The organism is Nocardia amamiensis NBRC 102102 (genome assembly GCF_001612745.1).
Classification (GTDB): Bacteria; Actinomycetota; Actinomycetes; order Mycobacteriales; family Mycobacteriaceae; genus Nocardia; species Nocardia amamiensis.
This window is the reverse complement of record NZ_BDBA01000003.1, coordinates 38,862-55,438: the sequence shown is the minus strand read 5'-3', so window position 1 is coordinate 55,438 and position 16,577 is coordinate 38,862. Positions and strand designations below refer to the sequence as shown.

The following is a 16,577-nucleotide window of genomic DNA, read 5'->3' as shown; positions in this document are numbered from 1 at the left end:
TCACACCGCGGTGCGCGCCGCGCGCCGGACCCGGTCGGAGCGATCGCGTCGGTCTTGTCGACCTGGCCTGCCGGACCGGGCACCCTCGGCATCGGCGGACGGACGCCGCGGGTCCTCGTGGAACGCGTAACCCAGCGAGTACTGCTTCGCGTGGTACATGGCCGCGTCCGCGTCCCGGATCAGCCCGTGCACGGCGGTGTCGGAGCCGTGCGGACCCGCACAGGCGATGCCGACGCTCGCGGTGATCGGAATCTCGCCCGCGCTCAACCCGAACGGCCGGACGAACGCGCCGATCAGCCGTTCGGCCAGTACGGATGCCTCCGGCCGTGCGAGCGGGGACAGCACGACGAATTCGTCGCCGCCGTATCGGGACACCACGTCCTCGCGGCGCACCACACGCCGGATCCGGGCCGCGGCGGTCGCGATCAGCTCGTCGCCCACCGCGTGTCCGTAGCTGTCGTTGACCCGTTTGAAATCGTCCAAGTCGATGAACAGCAGGCAGATCGGTTGCTCGGCCCAGCGTTCGCGATGCTGCCGCAGCGTGCGCAGCAGCGCGGCGCGGTTCAGCAGCCCGGTGAGCATGTCGTGGTCGGCTTGGTATTGCGCGCGCCGCTCGCTGCGGGCGCTGCGGACGATGGCGCGTTCGCTGCGCACCAGCATGCCGATCAGTAACAGCGCGAACAGCGACGACACCACCACGCGGTCGAGTTGGTCGAGTCTGGACCCGACCACCGGAACCAACGAGGCCACGATCAGGGCGATCGCGATGAGGCTGGCGCGCTGCCTGGAGTGATGCGGGTGGATGCGCCGCGGCGCTCCGAGCGTTGCCATGGTGGGATGCAGCGCCGCGGCCCCGACGGTGGCGTAGGCGGCCAGCAGCGGAGCCAGCAGTGCCTCGCGCGCGAGCACCGTGGCGCCCGCGGTCTCCAGGCTGTAGCCCAGATCGCCGAGCAGGATCGCGACCAACCCGGCGTGCAGCACCCACAGCGAGGTTTCGGCGCGGGTCGAGGTCGCCATCGAGTGCGCGACCAGGGTGAGCAGCAGCGCATCGAGCACCGGGTAGACCGCAGCGAGCAGGATGTCCACGCCGGCTTCGGTCGAACGCAGGATCGGCGAGATGAGGAAGGTCCATGAGGCGAGCAGCGCGCCGAGCCCGATCAGCGCGGAATCGAGCATCACGTCGTAGTTGCCGTGTACCTGGCGCGGCCACAGCCAGATCAGCGCGGCGAGACCGATACCGAGATAGCCGAGCAAGGTGAACGCGTCATCGATCGGATCGGGATAGTCGCCGGACGCGCCGCGCAGCGTGGTGCCGATCGCGAACAGCACCGCGGAGGCCGACAGCAGATACCACGGCAGCGGGTGCGCGGGCCGGTGTGTGTGCACGCCGACGGCGATCATGGCGAGCGTCACTCCGACGATGATCACCATCGTCACCAGCGACACCAGCCGCGAGTCGATCGCCAGGTGCAGCGTGATCGCGGCCGCGCTCGAGCCGAGAAACACTGCGTACCAGCGAAATCCGAGGTGGCGCCGAGAGCTGGTCTGCGGCTGCTCGCTGGGTGTCATCAGCCCCCCTTGGTCGCTCCGTCCCCGGTGAACCGGGCCGCGTAGTAGATCTGTGAATCCTCCACCGCGACTTCGACGTCCGCCTGTTCGTCGAGCACTGCCCGAATACTGTCGGCGAACGAGAACCGAGTGTTGTTGTACGAGCAGATGTCCCAACCGACCGCAGCGCGTTCGGCAACCAAAACCTGGACAACTGATTTGATCATGGCATGGAACGCGGCCCCTTGTCGGGCAGTTGGCGCAACAAGGGTGAAACCCGCGTAATAGATCGCGTCCCGTGCCGCGTGTTCGGGATAGCGGGCGGCGAAATAGTCCGGGCTGATCCACGGCACGGTCTCGAGATGCCTGGTCAGGGTGGTCACACCGACGGGCTCGCCGGAGCGGCCGCATGCCACGTGCTTCTGCACGCGCGGATCGCTCATCTCCTCGCGGAACTCCTCGGGATGCAGCACCTGCCGTGCGATCGCCTTCGCGCGCAGCGGGCCGAACGCCTCCTCGTAGAGGCGATGGAACAGCTCGATGCGTTCGTCCGGAATCGTCGTCTCGATGGTCACGGAGATCTCGTTCATCGCGGACCCCACGGGCTGGTGTGGTAGGCCGCGAGGACCAGCGCGCAGGCCGGATCGCCGTCGCAGGTGGTGTCGACGGTGCACAGCTGAACCGGGCCGAAGCCGTCGCCGCGGTGGTGGGTCATGTCGGCCAGGCTGGCCCGGATCAGGGCGCTCACCTCCTCGGACGTCTCGGCCTCGTGCTCCACGAAAAGCCCCGCGCCGGAGCCGTCGTCGCGCAGCGTCCAGCCGATGCCCGCCGCGCCGGTCGCCCCCTGTTCGTTCACGTGCCGCACGGCGTAGACGCAGTACAGGCGATCGCCCCACGGGATCGGCTTGCGCACCCGGTGGATGCGTTCGACGGTCGCGCGCGGCGGGATGACCGACGACAGCCGGATCAAGTTGGCCTCACCGACGCCGAGGCCGCGCAGTGCCGCGTCGAACGCCGACATGGCAGTCGGCCCCGCGCCAGTCGCCGCGCCTATCTCGATCGTCAGTGGCGCTGGGATCGGACGCGGACGATCGGCCCGAGGCCGTGCGCGTAACTCGCCGCGCGAAGTGTCGTGAATCATCATGCCCTCCCGATCCGGGGCGGCCACAAGATTTGCAGGCCTGCCTTCCGTCAAAATCGACTCTGCGGGATGAACGCCGATCGCGCATCCGAACGCGCCGAAAGCGCTGCTCCTGCGGCGTGTCTCGTACCCTGGCAGCAGCGACGAGGACAGCGAGGTAGGAGTTTGCGGACATGGGTAGCGCCGGGGCGGGTCAACATCATCGGTGAGCACACCGACTACAACGAGGGCTATGTCCTGCCCATCGCGCTGCCGCTGGTGGTGCGGTGCACGGCGGCGGCGCGCACGGACGGGCGGGTGCGCGTCCGCTCCCGGCAGCGGCCCGGCGAGCCGGTGCTCGTCGCGGTGTCCGAGCTCGCCGCGCAACGGACGCGGGTGCCGGGATGGTCACGTTATCCGCTCGGTGTGGTCGCCGAGTTCGCGCGGCGCGGGCTGCGGATTCCGGGTGTCGACCTCGACCTCGACGGCGAGGTGCCGATCGGCGCGGGGCTGTCCTCGTCGGCTGCGCTGTCGTGCGCGGTGGCGGTCGCGCTGCGGGACCTGTTCGCGCCCGGCCTGACCGACCGCGCGTTGATCGATGTGGCCAGGGCCGCCGAGAACGACTACGTCGGCGCGCCGACCGGCCTGCTCGACCAGTCGGCCGCGATCCTGTGCACGGCCGGGCACGCGCTGTTGCTCGATGTACGGGGTTTCGCCGCCGACACCACCGCGCCGCGCGGGGTCGCGCACGAGCAGATCCCGTTCGACGTGGACAGCGCCGGACTCGAGCTGCTGGTGATCGATACCGGGCAGCCGCACGAGCTGGTCGACGGCCGCTACGCCGAGCGCCGCGACCAATGCGCGGCGGCGGCCGCCGCGCTCGGCGTCGCCTCCTTGCGTGACGTCGCTTCCGCGGCGGACGCCGACCGGATCGCCGATGACGTGCTGCGCCGCCGGGCCAGGCATGTGGTGACCGAGAACGCCAGGGTGCTCGCGGTTGCCGAGAAATTGCGAGGCGGCATCGACCCGCGGAATATCGGCCCGATCCTGACCGCGGGGCACGCCTCGCTGCGCGATGATTTCGAGGTGTCCACCCCCGCGTTGGACGCCGCGGTCGAGGCCGCGCTGTCCGCGGGTGCGCACGGCGCGCGCATGGTGGGCGGCGGATTCGGCGGGAGCGCCATCGCCTTGGTCGATCAGGAGCGGACCGAGGCCGTGGCGGAGTCGGTGCGAAGACGCTTCGCCGCCGCGGATCTCCCCGAGCCGCGCACGTTCGTGGTCGTGCCATCGGCCGGAGCGCACCGGATCGGCTGAGCGACCGTCCAGATTTCTGCGTGAATGTGCCACGCCGGAGGGCACGATCACGCACAGTATGTGTCAGCCGACACCATTCGGCGGGCGACGAGGAGGTCGCGCGCGCCGGCAGGACCAGCACGACGCACGATCTCGCACGACGAAAACGACCTCGTTCGACGCCCGGTTTCACCGCCAGGAGGAACGCTGTGCCGCTTGCCGATCCATACGTTTTCGCCGCGCCGTCGCACCGAGCGGCACCGACCACGCACCTCGAAGCCGCCGAGACCCTCCGGCTGGACGCGCAGCCGGTCGATTACGCGCTGGTCGCCCTGTACTTCGTGTTCGTGCTCGGCATCGGCCTGCTGGCCAGGCAGCGCGTGTCCTCCAGCATCGACTTCTTCCTGTCCGGCCGCTCACTACCGGCCTGGGTGACCGGTCTGGCGTTCATCTCCGCCAATCTCGGCGCGGTCGAGATCATGGGCATGTCGGCCAATGGCGCCGAGTACGGCTTCCCGACCTTTCACTACTTCTGGATCGGCGCGATTCCGGCGATGCTGTTCCTCGGCGTGGTGATGATGCCGTTCTACTACGGGTCCAAGGTCCGCAGCGTGCCGGAGTTCATGCGCAGGCGTTTCGGCACCGGCGCCCACCTGGTCAACGCGCTGAGCTTCGCGATAGCGCAGATCCTCATCGCGGGCGTCAACCTGTATCTGCTCGGCTCCATCGTGAACGTGCTGCTGGGCTGGCCGCTGTGGGTGTCGGTGATCGTGGCGGCGGCGATCGTGCTGTCCTACATCACCCTCGGCGGCCTGTCGGCCGCGATCTACAACGAGGTGCTGCAATTCTTCGTCATCGTGGCCGCGCTGCTACCGCTCACCCTGGTGGGATTGCACAAGGTCGGCGGCTGGGAAGGGTTGCAGGACAAGGTCACCGCGTCGCCGGGCGGAGCGCAGCAGCTGGAATCCTGGCCGGGCAACGCGCTGAGCGGGTTCGGCGACAACTTCCTCTCGGTGCTCGGCATCGTGTTCGGACTCGGGTTCGTGCTCTCGTTCGGGTACTGGACCACGAACTTCGTCGAGGTGCAGCGCGCAATGGCGACGCACTCCATCTCGGCGGCGCGGCGCACCCCGATCATCGGCGCCTATCCGAAGATGTTCATCCCGCTCATCGTGGTGATCCCCGGCATGATCAGCGCGGTTCTGGTGCCGCAGATGGCCGAGTACAAAGCGGCCGAGACGGCGAATCCGGACGTCGAGAGCGACACCACCTACAACCAGGCACTGCTGTACCTGATGAAGGACGTGCTGCCCAACGGTCTGCTCGGCGTGGGGCTGGCGGGCTTGCTCGCGGCGTTCATGGCGGGCATGGCAGCCAACGTCTCCGCATTCAACACCGTATTCAGCTACGACCTGTGGCAGCAGTACGTGCGGCGCGAGCAGGCGGATGGCTACTACCTCGGCGTGGGCAGGCTGGCCACCGTGGGGGCGACCGTGGCCGCGATCTTCACCGCGTTCATCGCCTCCGGGTTCAGCAACATGATGGATTACCTGCAAACCCTGTTCAGCTTCTTCAACGCGCCGCTGTTCGCCACGTTCATCCTCGGCATGTTCTGGAAACGGATGACGCCTACCGCGGGCTGGATGGGCCTGGTTTGCGGAACAGGCTCGGCCATCGTGGTTTTCATCCTGCACGAAACCAAGGTGTTCGAATTATCCGGCCAAGGATCGAGTTTCGTCGCGGCGGGCGTCGCGTTCGTGGTCGACATCGTGGTCAGCGTGGCGGTGACCCAGGTGACCCGGCCGAAACCGGCGGCCGAGCTGATCGGGCTGGTGTACTCGGAGACGCCGAAAGACGTGCGCACCGACCCCGAGGCCGACACGCTGCCCTGGTATCAGCGTCCGGTGCTGCTGGCGGGCATCGCGCTTGCGCTCGTGATCGCCCTCAACATCTTCGTCGGATAAGGAGCTGCCGCAATGCTTTTCGATATCCGCACCATTGTCGCCGCGCTACTCGGCTGTTACGCGGTCGTCCTCGTCGTCACCGGCTTGGTGCACGACACGGCGGCCCAGCAGGCCAAAACGGGTGGCGTCAACGTGAACCTGTGGTCCGGGATCGGCATGGGCGTGGTGGCGCTGGCCTTTGTGGCCTGGGCGCTGCTGCGTCCGGTTCAGGTGCCTCCCGAACCGCACGTGCCCGCGGACCACACCGCCGCGGGCACGGACTCCGTGTGACCGTCGGCGGCGCCCCCGGAGCGGGTGGCGCCGCCGGTCGTCGCGCTGATCAGGCGTCCGGGCGGGGGATGTCACCGCGCCAAGCGCCGGTCTCGTGGCCTCGACCCTCGATGAAGTGCTTGAAGCGCTGCAGATCACCGTTCACCCGGTGCTTCAGGACGCCGAGTTTGTCGGCGACGTTCTCCACGAACCCTTCGGGATCGACATCCATCTGCGCGGTCACCCTGGTGTGGGTGTCGTCGAGCCGATGGAACGTGACGACGCCCGCGTGGTTGGGCCCGCTGTCGGACCTCCAGGCGACCCGTTCGTCGGGATGCTGCTCGGTGATGGTCGCGTCGAACTCCCGCGTCGACGGGCCGACATGGATACGCCAGTGCGTGTGCCGGTCATCGAGCTGCTGGACAGTCTCCACACCTTCCATGAACTCCGGAAACGACTCGAACTGCGTCCACTGGTTGTAGGCGGTGCGAACCGGGACCTCGACGTCCACCGTGGCGGCCATGGTGCTCACTGTGTACTCCTTTCCTCGCCCGGCCGCGCGGAGGCGTATGGATCGGCGGCTGCCTCGCCCTTGCCCGGCCCGGCGCTGGTCTGCGGCCGTACTTCGTCCGGCTGCGCCCCGCACGCGTCTTCGGGTCGACACCTGCGGGGCGACTCGGACAGTGGTCGCGTACCCGGGCTACATGGGCACAAACCGCCGCCTACACCAGCAACACGCCCGCCGCGTAGAAGTCCAGCTCGCGCACCGGTTGCGTCGACGCCCACGGTTCGAATTTCGCTCGCGTCTGCGCGTAGGCCTGCCGCACCCGTGGCGAGGTGTTCTGCGCAGCCAGCTCGAGCGCGGTTCGGGCGGCCTCGCACGCGCGGTCGATATCGTGCGCGACCGTCAGCTGCGCGAGGCTGAGGCTCCACAGCGCGCGGTCGCGACTGGCGTGGGCCGGGATGAGGCTCAGCACGTCCTCGATCGTTTCCGCCGCCACGCCCACCTCGCCGCCGGTCTCGAGGCACCGGGCGGTCATGGCGCCGGTCGTCCACGCACTCTGGTAATAGCAGTACGACTCGTCCGGTGTGGTCTGCTCGCTGAAGTCGCCGCTCACCCGGAACAGTTGCAGCCACGCCTCGGATTTTCGTCCGTCGGACGCGAATGCCTGTGCCGCGCAGAGCTTTCGGAAGTCGTCGACGCGACCGTCCTGTACAGGGATGCGCAGCATGCCGTCGGCGATGCCTGCGGCGGTGCGGAACTGGCGCAGTTCCACCGCCAGTTGGGTGCGGTGGCACAGAATCCCGGTCGCGATGTCGGCGTCACCGGATTGCTCCGCGTGCTGGTAGGCGATCCGGAACAGCTGGTCGGCCCGCTCCAGGTCGCCTTGGTCCCACGCCGCCCATGCGCTGCTGGCGGTGGCCTCGCCGGTCAATGATTGCAGCGCGGGGCGCAACGCCGCCGGACACTCCCGTAGCAGCGCCGCGCACGTCTGTGCTTGAGCTTCGATGATCGGTCGAGCGGCATCGGAGCCTAGTTGATCGTCCAACAGCTGCGCCGCGTGCAAGGTACTTCGCAGGTGGCCGATCGCGTCCGGCGTGACAGTCGGAGAACCACCTTTGCTCACTGTTGCCGCGCCCACGACCGCGCCGGTCGTGGCAATGAAGTCTCGCCGGTTCACGTCCAAGTCTCCAATCAACACTCGGAAACGCTGTTTTGCCCCATGGTCCGCATCTTCGATAACCCTGTCCAGCCGCGCCTGAAAGCCGGCGCTCACCTGGCGGTGTAGCCGGCTTTCCCAAAAGCTGACCGTTCGCTGACCACAACGCAGCAGTTCAGCGAGCTCGCTCTGGGTCAGCCTGCACGCGTCCCTGAGCGCCTTCACCTCCGCGCCGGTCCACATCGTCACCACATCTGCCACGGTGCCCCCTTGCACTGTCAGACGGTCATTGCTGCCGATTGCTGAAGGCTGCGTATTCGTTGCCTTCCAGGAGGGATTGTGACCCGGCATGATCGGATGTGTACCCGGAACCGGGAAACCTTGTCGCACAACCGAACCCCTATGCGACGGGACATCCGACTCGTGCACGAAGCATGGTGACGGCTGGCGTACCCCCGCGCCCCGGTTCCGGGTCACCCCATTTCGATGAGAGCCGAAATTCAATTTCCCGCGACCTCAGGCGGCCTCATGAACTACGACCATCGAGCCATCGCCGAGATCGCTGTTCTCGCCGACCTTATCGCGGCGATCGACACCGCCTTGGCCGATGCCGCCTGCCGATTTCCGGGCACTCGGCGCGCACATGTCTTCGCGGTCGTGTTGTACGAGCTGATCGCCAGCGCGCGCACGGTGGCGGGCCCGGACGCCGGACGCGTGTACGCCGCGCCGATCCTCGATTCGCTCATCGACGACGCACCCGCCGCCGACGAACTCTCCATCCTGGACCTCTTGGTGCCGGTGCTCGTCGCCTGTCACATCGCGAACGAGCCTTGACCGTCCCTGCACATCTCGCTCATCCGCGATGTGCGAGGACCATTTGCCGGCGATGTGATTCGCTCACTTCTTTAGAGCCGTCGCTTGGAGAAGCGCAGCGAGACATGCGTCAGTCAGGCTCACGGTCCCCTGTCCATGACGAGTCGAGCCAAGGAGGACTGCGGAATGAAGACGATCGAGATATTCGAGATGCCCACTCGCGGCAACCTGCAAAACCCGTCCGAGGCCCTGAACGATTACTTGTCGGCCGCGGGCGCAGGCCGAGACGACGCGACCCCTGACATCTTCCAATTCGCCTGCATGATGGCTGCCACCCAGGCCGAAGAGGGCGCGAACGACGACGAACAATGCCTGAGCATCTTCCAGAACGCCCTGCCGGGCTGGGCCAGCCGCTTCGGCTTGAACGTGAAAGTCCACGGGTACGGGGTTTTCTACCCGACATACGGTCCCTACGGTGCCGATCGTGGAGACGCGTCGTCGATTTATTGGGCAGCAACGGGTTTCAGCGACAGGCCCCGCGCCTACGAGGCCATCGCCCTATCGCCCGATGTGCCGACGCCCGCCGACTCGCTTGTCGATCAATACAGCGATTGGTCTCAGAACGCTGCCGCCGCGGCGGACGAGGAGACCAATGACTCGGCGCGTTTCTCCGCGTTCGTCGACGCGATGAACGAGTCGTTGAGCGCATCCGGTCACGCGTCGGCTGGAACCTCATATGGTTACTTCAACAGCGGGGGTACTGAGATTTACACCCCTGAGCTGCGGGAATCCGGAATGCTCTGGAACGTGGCGCCATTCGGTTCCTGGGGCGACCATCGGTATCAGTGCATCACCGTACTACCGCGATAAGCACTCACTGGCCCGACGTTCGATCGGGTCGACGTCGCGTGACTGCTCTGGGGGCGGACGCACACCCGCCTCCAGAGCACCGGCCGATCCGTAGCGGCGTCCGCGCGATAGCAGTTCGCGCGCCGGACCGTCGCGCTCCCGATTCCGTTGCCGCGCACTATCCGAGGCAGCAGCGGCGCGAATCGGCCGCCGAATTCACCGGCAGCAGTTGGGGTCCAGTACGACGCACAGCGCGGCCAGGGCGTCGCGGCGGGCGCGGTGGAAGGTGTTCATGCCGCGGCGTTCGGATTCGACCAAGCCCGCCTTGCGGAGCTGGCCGAGGTGATGGCTGACCGTCGACTCCGACAACCCGACCGCCGCCGCGAGATCGCCACCGTTCTCCTGCCCGTCCGAGCTGGTCAGCAGCAGCGACAGCAGCCGGACGCGCACCGGATCGGCGATCGCCTTCAAGCGCAGCGCCACCTCCAGCGCGGCGTTCTCGTCCACCGGCCCGGCCGCGACCGGCGCGCAGCAGACCGGAGCGGACATATCGATCACAGGCAACGTCTTGGGCATGCGATCAACACTACCTGCGGTATTGACATATGTCGAAAAGGTGACCAGACTCGACAGCGTCAGTTCTTCGACATATGTCTCACAAGTGGAGGTTGTTCATCATGTCCCGCATTCAGCTAGCCCTCAACGTCGACGACATCGAGCAGGCCGTGCAGTTCTACTCGACCCTGTTCCATGCCGAACCCGCCAAGCGCAAGCCCGGCTACGCGAACTTCGCCATCGCCGAACCACCCCTGAAGCTGGTGTTGATCGAGAACCCCGGCCAGGGCGGCAGCGTCAACCACCTGGGCGTCGAGGTCGAAACCTCCGACCAGGTCCATGCCGAAATCTCCCGCCTCTCGGAAGCGGGCCTGTTCACCGAGGAACAGATCGCCACCACCTGTTGCTTCGCCACTCAGGACAAGGTCTGGGTCACCGCACCGGACAAGGAGCGGTGGGAGGTGTACACCGTCCTCGCGGACAGCGAGACCTTCGGCACGGCGCCTGAGCTCGGTGCCGCCCCCGAACTCGGCGATGCCGAAGCGGTCCAGGCGTGCTGTGGCACCGCCGAGGATGCCGCTGCCGAAGGTTCGTGCTGCAGCGCCACCGCGAAGAAGGAAGCCATCGCAGCGGGCGCCGGCTGCTGTTCCTGAACCGCGTTCTGCGAACATTCGCTGGGCGGCGTGCGAGGGCCATGCCCTGCTCGCGGATCTGTGGCCTTCGCCGAGGGGCGGCTTGTTCACCAGGTGTTCGTTTGCCTGCTGATTCGATAGGCATCAATATCGATGGGTGTCTATGTTCGAGTTGCCGTTGACGGACGTGACCTCGCCATCCTGCGAGGTCACGCCCCTTGTTCGTGAACCGCTGACCGCCGCGGCCGCCACCGACCTGGCCGGGGTGTTCAAGGCACTGGCGGATCCGGTCCGGTTGCGGCTGCTGTCCGTCGTCGCGAGCCGCGCCGGGCAGGAAGCCTGCGTCTGCGACCTCTCGGCGGGGTTCGACGTCAGCCAGCCGACCATCTCGCACCATCTGAAGGTGCTGCGCGAAGCCGGATTGCTCAGCAGCGACCGGCGCGGTTCGTGGGTCTACTACCGCGTCGAACCCGCCGCTCTCCGGCAGCTGTCGCAGCTGCTCGACATCGCTGTCGCCCGATGAACGACCTCACGCGGCGGCTGATCGCCGAATTCACCGGCACCGCGTTGCTGGTCACCATCGTGGTCGGCTCCGGCATCGCCGCCGAGCAGCTCTCGCCGCACGATGTCGGCCTCCAATTGCTGGAGAACTCGACGGCGACAGTCTTCGGGCTGGCCGTGTTGATCCTCGTCTTCGGTCCGGTCTCCGGCGGCCACTTCAACCCCGTCGTCTCCGCCGCCGACTGGCTGCTCGGCCGCCGCCGCGGCACCGGCCTCACCGGCCGCGATCTCGGCGGCTACCTCATCGCCCAGGTCGGCGGGGGAATCGTGGGAGCGATACTGGCCAACGTCATGTTCGACCAGGCCGCGCTGCAGATCTCCACTCATCACCGCATCACCAGCGGTCACCTCATCGGCGAGATCGTCGCCACCGCGGGACTGATCGCGGTCATCTTCGCCCTCGCCCGCAGCGGCCGCGCAGCGTTGTCGGCAGCCGCTGTCGGCGCGTACATAGGCGCGGCCTACTGGTTCACCAGCTCCACGTCTTTCGCCAACCCCGCCGTCACCATCGGCCGCGTGTTCTCCGACACCTTCGCCGGAATCGCTCCGGCCTCGATACTCGGATTCATCGCGGCCCAGATCATCGGCGCCCTGATCGGGCTGGCGCTGGTCGGCGTCCTGTATCCGGCCGCAGCAGCGGCTGCCGACAACGTCGTCGTCCCGCATGGCACCGACTCCGACCACATTGCCGATTCCCGCTGAACCACCCGGAGACTCTGATGACAGACAGCCCGCTCGCACCCATCGAGCACCTGCGCAATACCCTCACGATCGATCAGCAAGTTGCCTTGAAGACCGCCGCCACCCGGTTGCAGTCCGAGTTCGCCGACACCTTCGGCGTCGAAACCATCGAACGCTTTCTCTACTCCAGCTACGACCAATTCGCCGCCCGCGCAACCGTTCTCACCTTCCTGCCGTTGCTGGCGGAGCGGTTCGCCCGGCAGCGTCTCCAAGCACTGGCGAAGGTCGAGGGCAAGGCGGTGACCGGCAAACCGACCGTGCTGTTCCTGTGCACGCACAATGCCGGTCGCTCCCAAATGGCGCTCGGCTTCTTCAACCACCTCGCCGGCGACGCCGCGATCGCGTGGTCCGGCGGCTCCGAGCCCGGCGAGGAGATCAACCCCGTCGCCATCGAGGCGATGGCCGAGCTCGGCATCGACATCGCGCGCGAATATCCCAAACCCTGGACCGAGGAAATCCTGCGAGCCGCCGACGTCATCGTCACCATGGGTTGCGGCGACGCCTGCCCCATCTACCCCGGACGCCGCTACGAGAACTGGGAGCTGACCGATCCGGACAACCAGCCGCTAGAGGTCGTCCGCTCGATCCGCGACCTCATCGAAACCCGCGTCCGCGCCTTGCTCACCGAACTCGACGCCCCCGCGCCCTGAAAGGCCACCCACCACCAATGGTTTCCAAGCCCAGCGTCCTATTCGTCTGTGTCCACAACGCGGGCCGCTCCCAAATGGCCGCAGCCTTCCTCACCCACCTCTCCGGCGACCGCGTCGAGGTCCGTTCGGCAGGCTCCGCCCCAGCCGATCAGATCAATCCGATTGCGGTCGAGGCGATGCGGGAGATCGGCATCGATATGTCCGCAGAAGTCCCCAAGGTGCTCACCACCGAGGCAGTGCAAGCATCCGATGTGGTGATCACGATGGGATGCGGGGACGCCTGCCCCTACTTCCCCGGAAAGCAGTATCTGGACTGGAAACTCGATGACCCGGCGGGCCAGGGCCTCGAAGCGGTCCGCCCGATCCGCGACGAGATCGAACAACGCGTGCGCGGCTTGCTTGCCGACCTCGGCGTCCAGTCCGGCCTCTGATCGCCGTCCGCGCGATATCCGCACCGCCAACTCAGCCAGCGGGAACCCCGGCTGTCTGCCTGGTGCGCGCAAACGTTCCCCGATCTCCGGCGGCAAGCCCCCGTCAGTCCCCATCCGTGGATCGTGGATCTGCGGCTCGCCACCCGGCGTGCCGGATAGATTCAGCCCACCGACCAACCTGACTAGGAGCCAAGAGTGCCCATCGAGCACGAAGCCAAGATCCTCGGCATCGACCCCGACACCATCGAACGGCACATCCTGAACAAGGGCGGCCGCAAATTGGGTGAACGGTTCATGCGCCGCTACGTATACGACATCGCGCCCGGCGATGAGTCGAAATGGATCAGGCTGCGTGACAATGGAGACGGAACCACCCTCGCCGTCAAGCAGATCACCAGCGACGCCATCGACGGCACCCACGAAGTCGAGGTGAGCGTCGACGACTTCACCGCCACCAACGCCCTGCTCGAAATGCTGGGCTTCACCGCGAAGTCCTACCAGGAAACCAAGCGGATCAGCTTCGCACTCGATGGCGCACAGGTCGAGATCGACACCTGGCCGCGGATCCCGCCGTACCTGGAGATCGAAGCCGCGACCAAGGATGAAGTGATCCGCATAGCCGAACTGCTCGGATACAGCGAAGCCGACCTCACCGGCGAGAACACGATCAAGATCTACGCCAGGCACGGCATCGACCTCAACACCGTCCGCGAACTACGGTTCTGAACGCGTCTCCCGGTCCTCATCGCGAGAGCCGGACCTGCAGAACCCTGGGTCCGACCATTGCCTGGGCCCCGTAGGCATGGCCGGCCCGAGACAGTGCTGTCTCGGTACCGAGGCCTATTGGTGTGTGAGATAGCCCCGGCTGCCAGCCGGGGCACTCCACTACTTCTGCGGTTCGGCCGGCTTGCTCGGCATGGGCGAGTTGACTGTGGTGAAGTACTGGATTGCCGCGCCGATGGCGACCGGGGCGGTGACCAGGATCTGACCGGCGAGCGTGCCCAGGGCGCCGATCGCGACGATGCCGCCGAGGCAGCCGACGGCGGCGGCCGGGATGAACGGGCCGAACATGCCTGCGATGGTGGCGGCGGCAATGGTGGCTCCGGCGATGCCGCCGAGGATGCAGCCGACCGAGGCGCCGCCGATGCCGCCGACCAGGGTGCCGATGGAGGCGCCCATGCCGATGGTGCTGGTCATGCGGGACCAGGCGGCCTGTTCGCGGTCGTATTCGGTCTTCCAGGGGGCCTTGTCCTCGAAGGGGAGGGCGACCGGCTTGTAGGTGGCGTGCGCCATGTCGAACTGCGGGGTCAGTGTGGCGGTGCGGTCGGAAATCTGTGCGGCGATGGGGAATTCGAAGTCATCGATACGGAAGGTCAGGGGCGTTCCCGCGATGACGGTGCCGTCTGCGGCTTTGATCTTCAGCGTGTGGTCCTCGACCACCAGCGAACCGGCGTCGGTGGTGATGACGCTGGAGGTTTCGGTGGCGTAGGCGGTGAAGCCGACGGCTTCGGCCTTGGCGGAATCGGCCTCGCCGGGATCAGCCTCCGTGGACGCGCCTTCGCCGGACGCAACCTCGACGGACGTGGCGTCGACGGGAGCGGGAGCGGCGGAGCTCGTCCCCGCGGCAATGCTCACCGCGGCGGTGGTGAACGCGGCGGCCAGGGCTAGTTTCGTGATCTGCATTGGAAGTCCTTGGTTTTCGAGGCATGGCTGTACGACGGCCATACCTATGACGTTTGGTAGGTCGTAGAAGGAACGGGCCTTCGCCCGGTGGATGTGTGAACTACGAGGTGGCGCGCAGCCGTCCGACGAGGCCGAGCAGGATGTCGACGGCGAGGAAGGCGAGCAGGCTCAACCCGACCAGCGGGACGAACCAGCCGACCACCAGCGCTGCGCCCAACAGCGGAACGGCCAGCCACGGCGAGCTCTGGCGCAACGCGCCGCGCCGCGGAGCCCGGCCCATGGCGAACCGTCCCGCGTCGCGAGTCGGTCGCCTGCGCCACCACAGGAGGTAGCCGCGCACGATCACGGTGATCAGGCCGATCATCGCCGCGAGCAGCAACAGCTGGTTGAACAGTCCGAACATCAGACCCATGTGGAACTGGATGCCCCAATTGGTGAGCTTGGCCATCAGCGGCCAGTCGGCGTAGGCGAGGCGATCGGTGACCGTGCCGGTAGCGCCGTCGACCGCGACGGCGTCGACGGTGTAGGTGCCGGGCATCCGGCGTTCCTTCACCGCGAATGCCTTCCCGGGTGCGGCCGGGATCGCGACCTCGGCCGCTTGGGCGATGCCCTCGGCGCGGGCGGTCGCGAACACCCGATCCAGCTGGGCGATCCGGTCGGCCGGGTCGGCGGGCGTGTGCTCGACATGGCCGCCCCGGTGATGATCGGAACCCGAATCATGCTTGGGCGCAGTGCTTCCAGGCAGGGCAGTGCTGACTGCCGGTGTCGTCCAGCTCAACTGCTTACGCAGCTCAGCGATGTTCTCACCCGCGTATGTCGACCAGGTCATGCCGGTGACCGACAGCAGCAGCGCCAGCGGCAGTACCCACATGCCCACCGCACCGTGCCAATTCAGCGTGCGCCCGCGCGCGCGTTGCGACCGATCGGCCGCGAACAGCCAACCCCAGCCGTTGCGCGCGCGCCGGCTGCGTACGCGGCGCACCCAGATGACCAGACCGGCCAGGCCAACGATCCACAGCCAGGATGCGGCGAGTTCGCTGTAGATCCGGCCTGGCTCGCCCAGGTGCAGGTCCCGGTGCAGTTTGTCGATCCAGGTGCGCATCGGCAGTGCTCCCGAGCTGCCGTAGACGACGGAATCGCCGACCGGAACTGCGGTGTAAGGGTTGACGAACACCGCCCGCCGCTCGGACTCGCCCAGCGAGGGGTCGCTGAACAGCACTCGGGTGGTGTCCTGTGGGCCCGGTGCCGGGGCGACCGCCACCAGCTGCAAGTCCGGCTGGGTGGCGACGGCGGCACTGACCTGCTCCTGGAGCGGCTTCGGTGTTCCGGTCTGCGTGACCGTCAGCAGGTCGCGCGACGTGATCGACTCGAGTGTCGGCGAGATCGCGTAGAGCGCGCCGGTGAGGGCCGCGATCAGGATGAACGGTCCGACGAACACACCTGCGTAGAAGTGCAGCCGCATGGTGAGCGCGTAGAGGCCGTTGCGCGTGGACCGGCGGGTGGCGGCGGGGGCGTCCGACGCCACCGGTAAGTCGTCGGAAGTGGTTATTTCGGTTGAACTCACGGTCGTTTCGTTTCTGAGGTCGGGAACCCGGGCGGGAAGCAGGCCGCTGTCCTGGTGGCCGATGCGCAATGAAGTGCTCTGCCGATGGCGGACAGCGCGTACCTCGCACACGGCCGATGTTCGCGTCGCGAACTGCGTTCGGCGACCAACGTGTTGGCCGAGGTGTACGGCAGGTGCGCTCACCTTGCGGAGGCGCTGTATCGCAGGGGTACGTGGAATTGCCGTGCGAACCCGCGCAACTACGTCCCCCGCACGCCCAGGGA

The 16,577-nt window shown here is 67.2% G+C and carries 19 protein-coding genes; 11 read left to right on the top strand and 8 right to left on the bottom strand.

Annotated features, from left to right (window positions below):
• From NA4_RS01120 to NA4_RS01110, 3 genes are read right to left on the bottom strand one after another with little or no spacing between them, the layout of a single operon-like run.
• Positions 1-1,569, bottom strand: a complete 1,569-nt coding sequence (locus NA4_RS01120) for a GGDEF domain-containing protein (protein ID WP_067462418.1) — start codon at positions 1,567-1,569, stop codon at positions 1-3.
• A complete protein-coding gene (locus NA4_RS01115) occupies positions 1,569-2,138 on the bottom strand; it encodes a hypothetical protein (protein WP_067462535.1) in 570 nt (189 codons plus the stop codon). Before NA4_RS01115 ends, NA4_RS01120 begins: the two co-directional genes overlap by 1 nt.
• On the bottom strand, positions 2,135-2,602 hold the full coding sequence (locus NA4_RS01110) for a pyruvoyl-dependent arginine decarboxylase (protein ID WP_507763390.1): 468 nt from the start codon (positions 2,600-2,602) through the stop codon (positions 2,135-2,137). Before NA4_RS01110 ends, NA4_RS01115 begins: the two co-directional genes overlap by 4 nt.
• Positions 2,603-2,854: 252 nt before the next feature.
• On the opposite strand from NA4_RS01110, the gene galK reads away from it, so the two are divergent.
• The 3 genes from galK (at position 2,855) to NA4_RS01095 (ending at position 6,195) form a co-directional block, all read left to right on the top strand.
• Positions 2,855-3,982, top strand: coding sequence for a galactokinase (galK, locus tag NA4_RS01105; RefSeq protein ID WP_245671024.1), 1,128 nt, complete (start codon positions 2,855-2,857; stop codon positions 3,980-3,982).
• 275 nt (positions 3,983-4,257) lie between these two features.
• Complete coding sequence (locus tag NA4_RS01100) at positions 4,258-5,925, top strand: sodium:solute symporter family protein (RefSeq protein WP_067462528.1); 1,668 nt, start codon at positions 4,258-4,260, stop codon at positions 5,923-5,925.
• Between the two features lie 12 nt (positions 5,926-5,937).
• Positions 5,938-6,195: a hypothetical protein gene (locus NA4_RS01095; protein ID WP_067462415.1), complete on the top strand. Its 258-nt coding sequence runs from the start codon at positions 5,938-5,940 to the stop codon at positions 6,193-6,195.
• Positions 6,196-6,244: 49 nt separating this feature from the next.
• On the opposite strand, the gene NA4_RS01090 is transcribed toward NA4_RS01095, so the two are convergent.
• Positions 6,245-6,706, bottom strand: coding sequence for an SRPBCC family protein (locus NA4_RS01090; RefSeq protein WP_067462412.1), 462 nt, complete (start codon positions 6,704-6,706; stop codon positions 6,245-6,247).
• 190 nt (positions 6,707-6,896) lie between these two features.
• Complete coding sequence (locus tag NA4_RS01085; protein ID WP_507763389.1) at positions 6,897-8,078, bottom strand: helix-turn-helix domain-containing protein; 1,182 nt, start codon at positions 8,076-8,078, stop codon at positions 6,897-6,899.
• A gap of 285 nt (positions 8,079-8,363) precedes the next feature.
• Between NA4_RS01085 and NA4_RS01080 the strand changes: the two genes are divergently transcribed.
• On the top strand, positions 8,364-8,669 hold the full coding sequence (locus NA4_RS01080; RefSeq protein WP_067462406.1) for a hypothetical protein: 306 nt from the start codon (positions 8,364-8,366) through the stop codon (positions 8,667-8,669).
• A gap of 165 nt (positions 8,670-8,834) precedes the next feature.
• On the top strand, positions 8,835-9,518 hold the full coding sequence (locus tag NA4_RS01075; RefSeq protein WP_067462403.1) for a hypothetical protein: 684 nt from the start codon (positions 8,835-8,837) through the stop codon (positions 9,516-9,518).
• Positions 9,519-9,713: 195 nt separating this feature from the next.
• On the opposite strand, the gene NA4_RS01070 is transcribed toward NA4_RS01075, so the two are convergent.
• Complete coding sequence (locus NA4_RS01070) at positions 9,714-10,073, bottom strand: Rv2640c family ArsR-like transcriptional regulator (RefSeq protein WP_067462400.1); 360 nt, start codon at positions 10,071-10,073, stop codon at positions 9,714-9,716.
• Positions 10,074-10,174: 101 nt separating this feature from the next.
• On the opposite strand from NA4_RS01070, the gene NA4_RS01065 reads away from it, so the two are divergent.
• The 6 genes from NA4_RS01065 (at position 10,175) to NA4_RS01040 (ending at position 13,793) form a co-directional block, all read left to right on the top strand.
• Complete coding sequence (locus NA4_RS01065; protein WP_067462525.1) at positions 10,175-10,705, top strand: ArsI/CadI family heavy metal resistance metalloenzyme; 531 nt, start codon at positions 10,175-10,177, stop codon at positions 10,703-10,705.
• Positions 10,706-10,847: 142 nt separating this feature from the next.
• Positions 10,848-11,207 (top strand): ArsR/SmtB family transcription factor, encoded by a 360-nt coding sequence (locus NA4_RS01060; RefSeq protein WP_067462397.1) that lies wholly within the window; start codon positions 10,848-10,850, stop codon positions 11,205-11,207.
• Positions 11,204-11,947, top strand: a complete 744-nt coding sequence (locus tag NA4_RS01055) for an aquaporin (protein WP_067462395.1) — start codon at positions 11,204-11,206, stop codon at positions 11,945-11,947. The genes NA4_RS01060 and NA4_RS01055 overlap by 4 nt, the downstream gene beginning before the upstream one ends.
• Positions 11,948-11,964: 17 nt before the next feature.
• Positions 11,965-12,636, top strand: coding sequence for an arsenate reductase ArsC (locus tag NA4_RS01050; RefSeq protein WP_067462392.1), 672 nt, complete (start codon positions 11,965-11,967; stop codon positions 12,634-12,636).
• Between the two features lie 17 nt (positions 12,637-12,653).
• Complete coding sequence (locus NA4_RS01045; protein WP_067462389.1) at positions 12,654-13,067, top strand: arsenate reductase ArsC; 414 nt, start codon at positions 12,654-12,656, stop codon at positions 13,065-13,067.
• Positions 13,068-13,262: 195 nt separating this feature from the next.
• The gene (locus NA4_RS01040; RefSeq protein ID WP_067462386.1) at positions 13,263-13,793 is read left to right on the top strand and encodes a class IV adenylate cyclase; all 531 of its coding nucleotides are present in this window, start codon (positions 13,263-13,265) and stop codon (positions 13,791-13,793) included.
• A gap of 159 nt (positions 13,794-13,952) precedes the next feature.
• Here the strand turns inward: NA4_RS01040 and NA4_RS01035 are convergent, their stop codons facing one another.
• Both NA4_RS01035 and NA4_RS01030 read right to left on the bottom strand, forming a co-directional pair.
• Positions 13,953-14,750, bottom strand: coding sequence for a DUF8020 domain-containing protein (locus NA4_RS01035; RefSeq protein ID WP_067462383.1), 798 nt, complete (start codon positions 14,748-14,750; stop codon positions 13,953-13,955).
• A gap of 100 nt (positions 14,751-14,850) precedes the next feature.
• Entirely contained in the window at positions 14,851-16,314 is a 1,464-nt protein-coding gene (locus NA4_RS01030) for a PepSY-associated TM helix domain-containing protein (RefSeq protein ID WP_305793851.1), read from the bottom strand.
• Positions 16,315-16,577 lie beyond the last annotated feature (263 nt).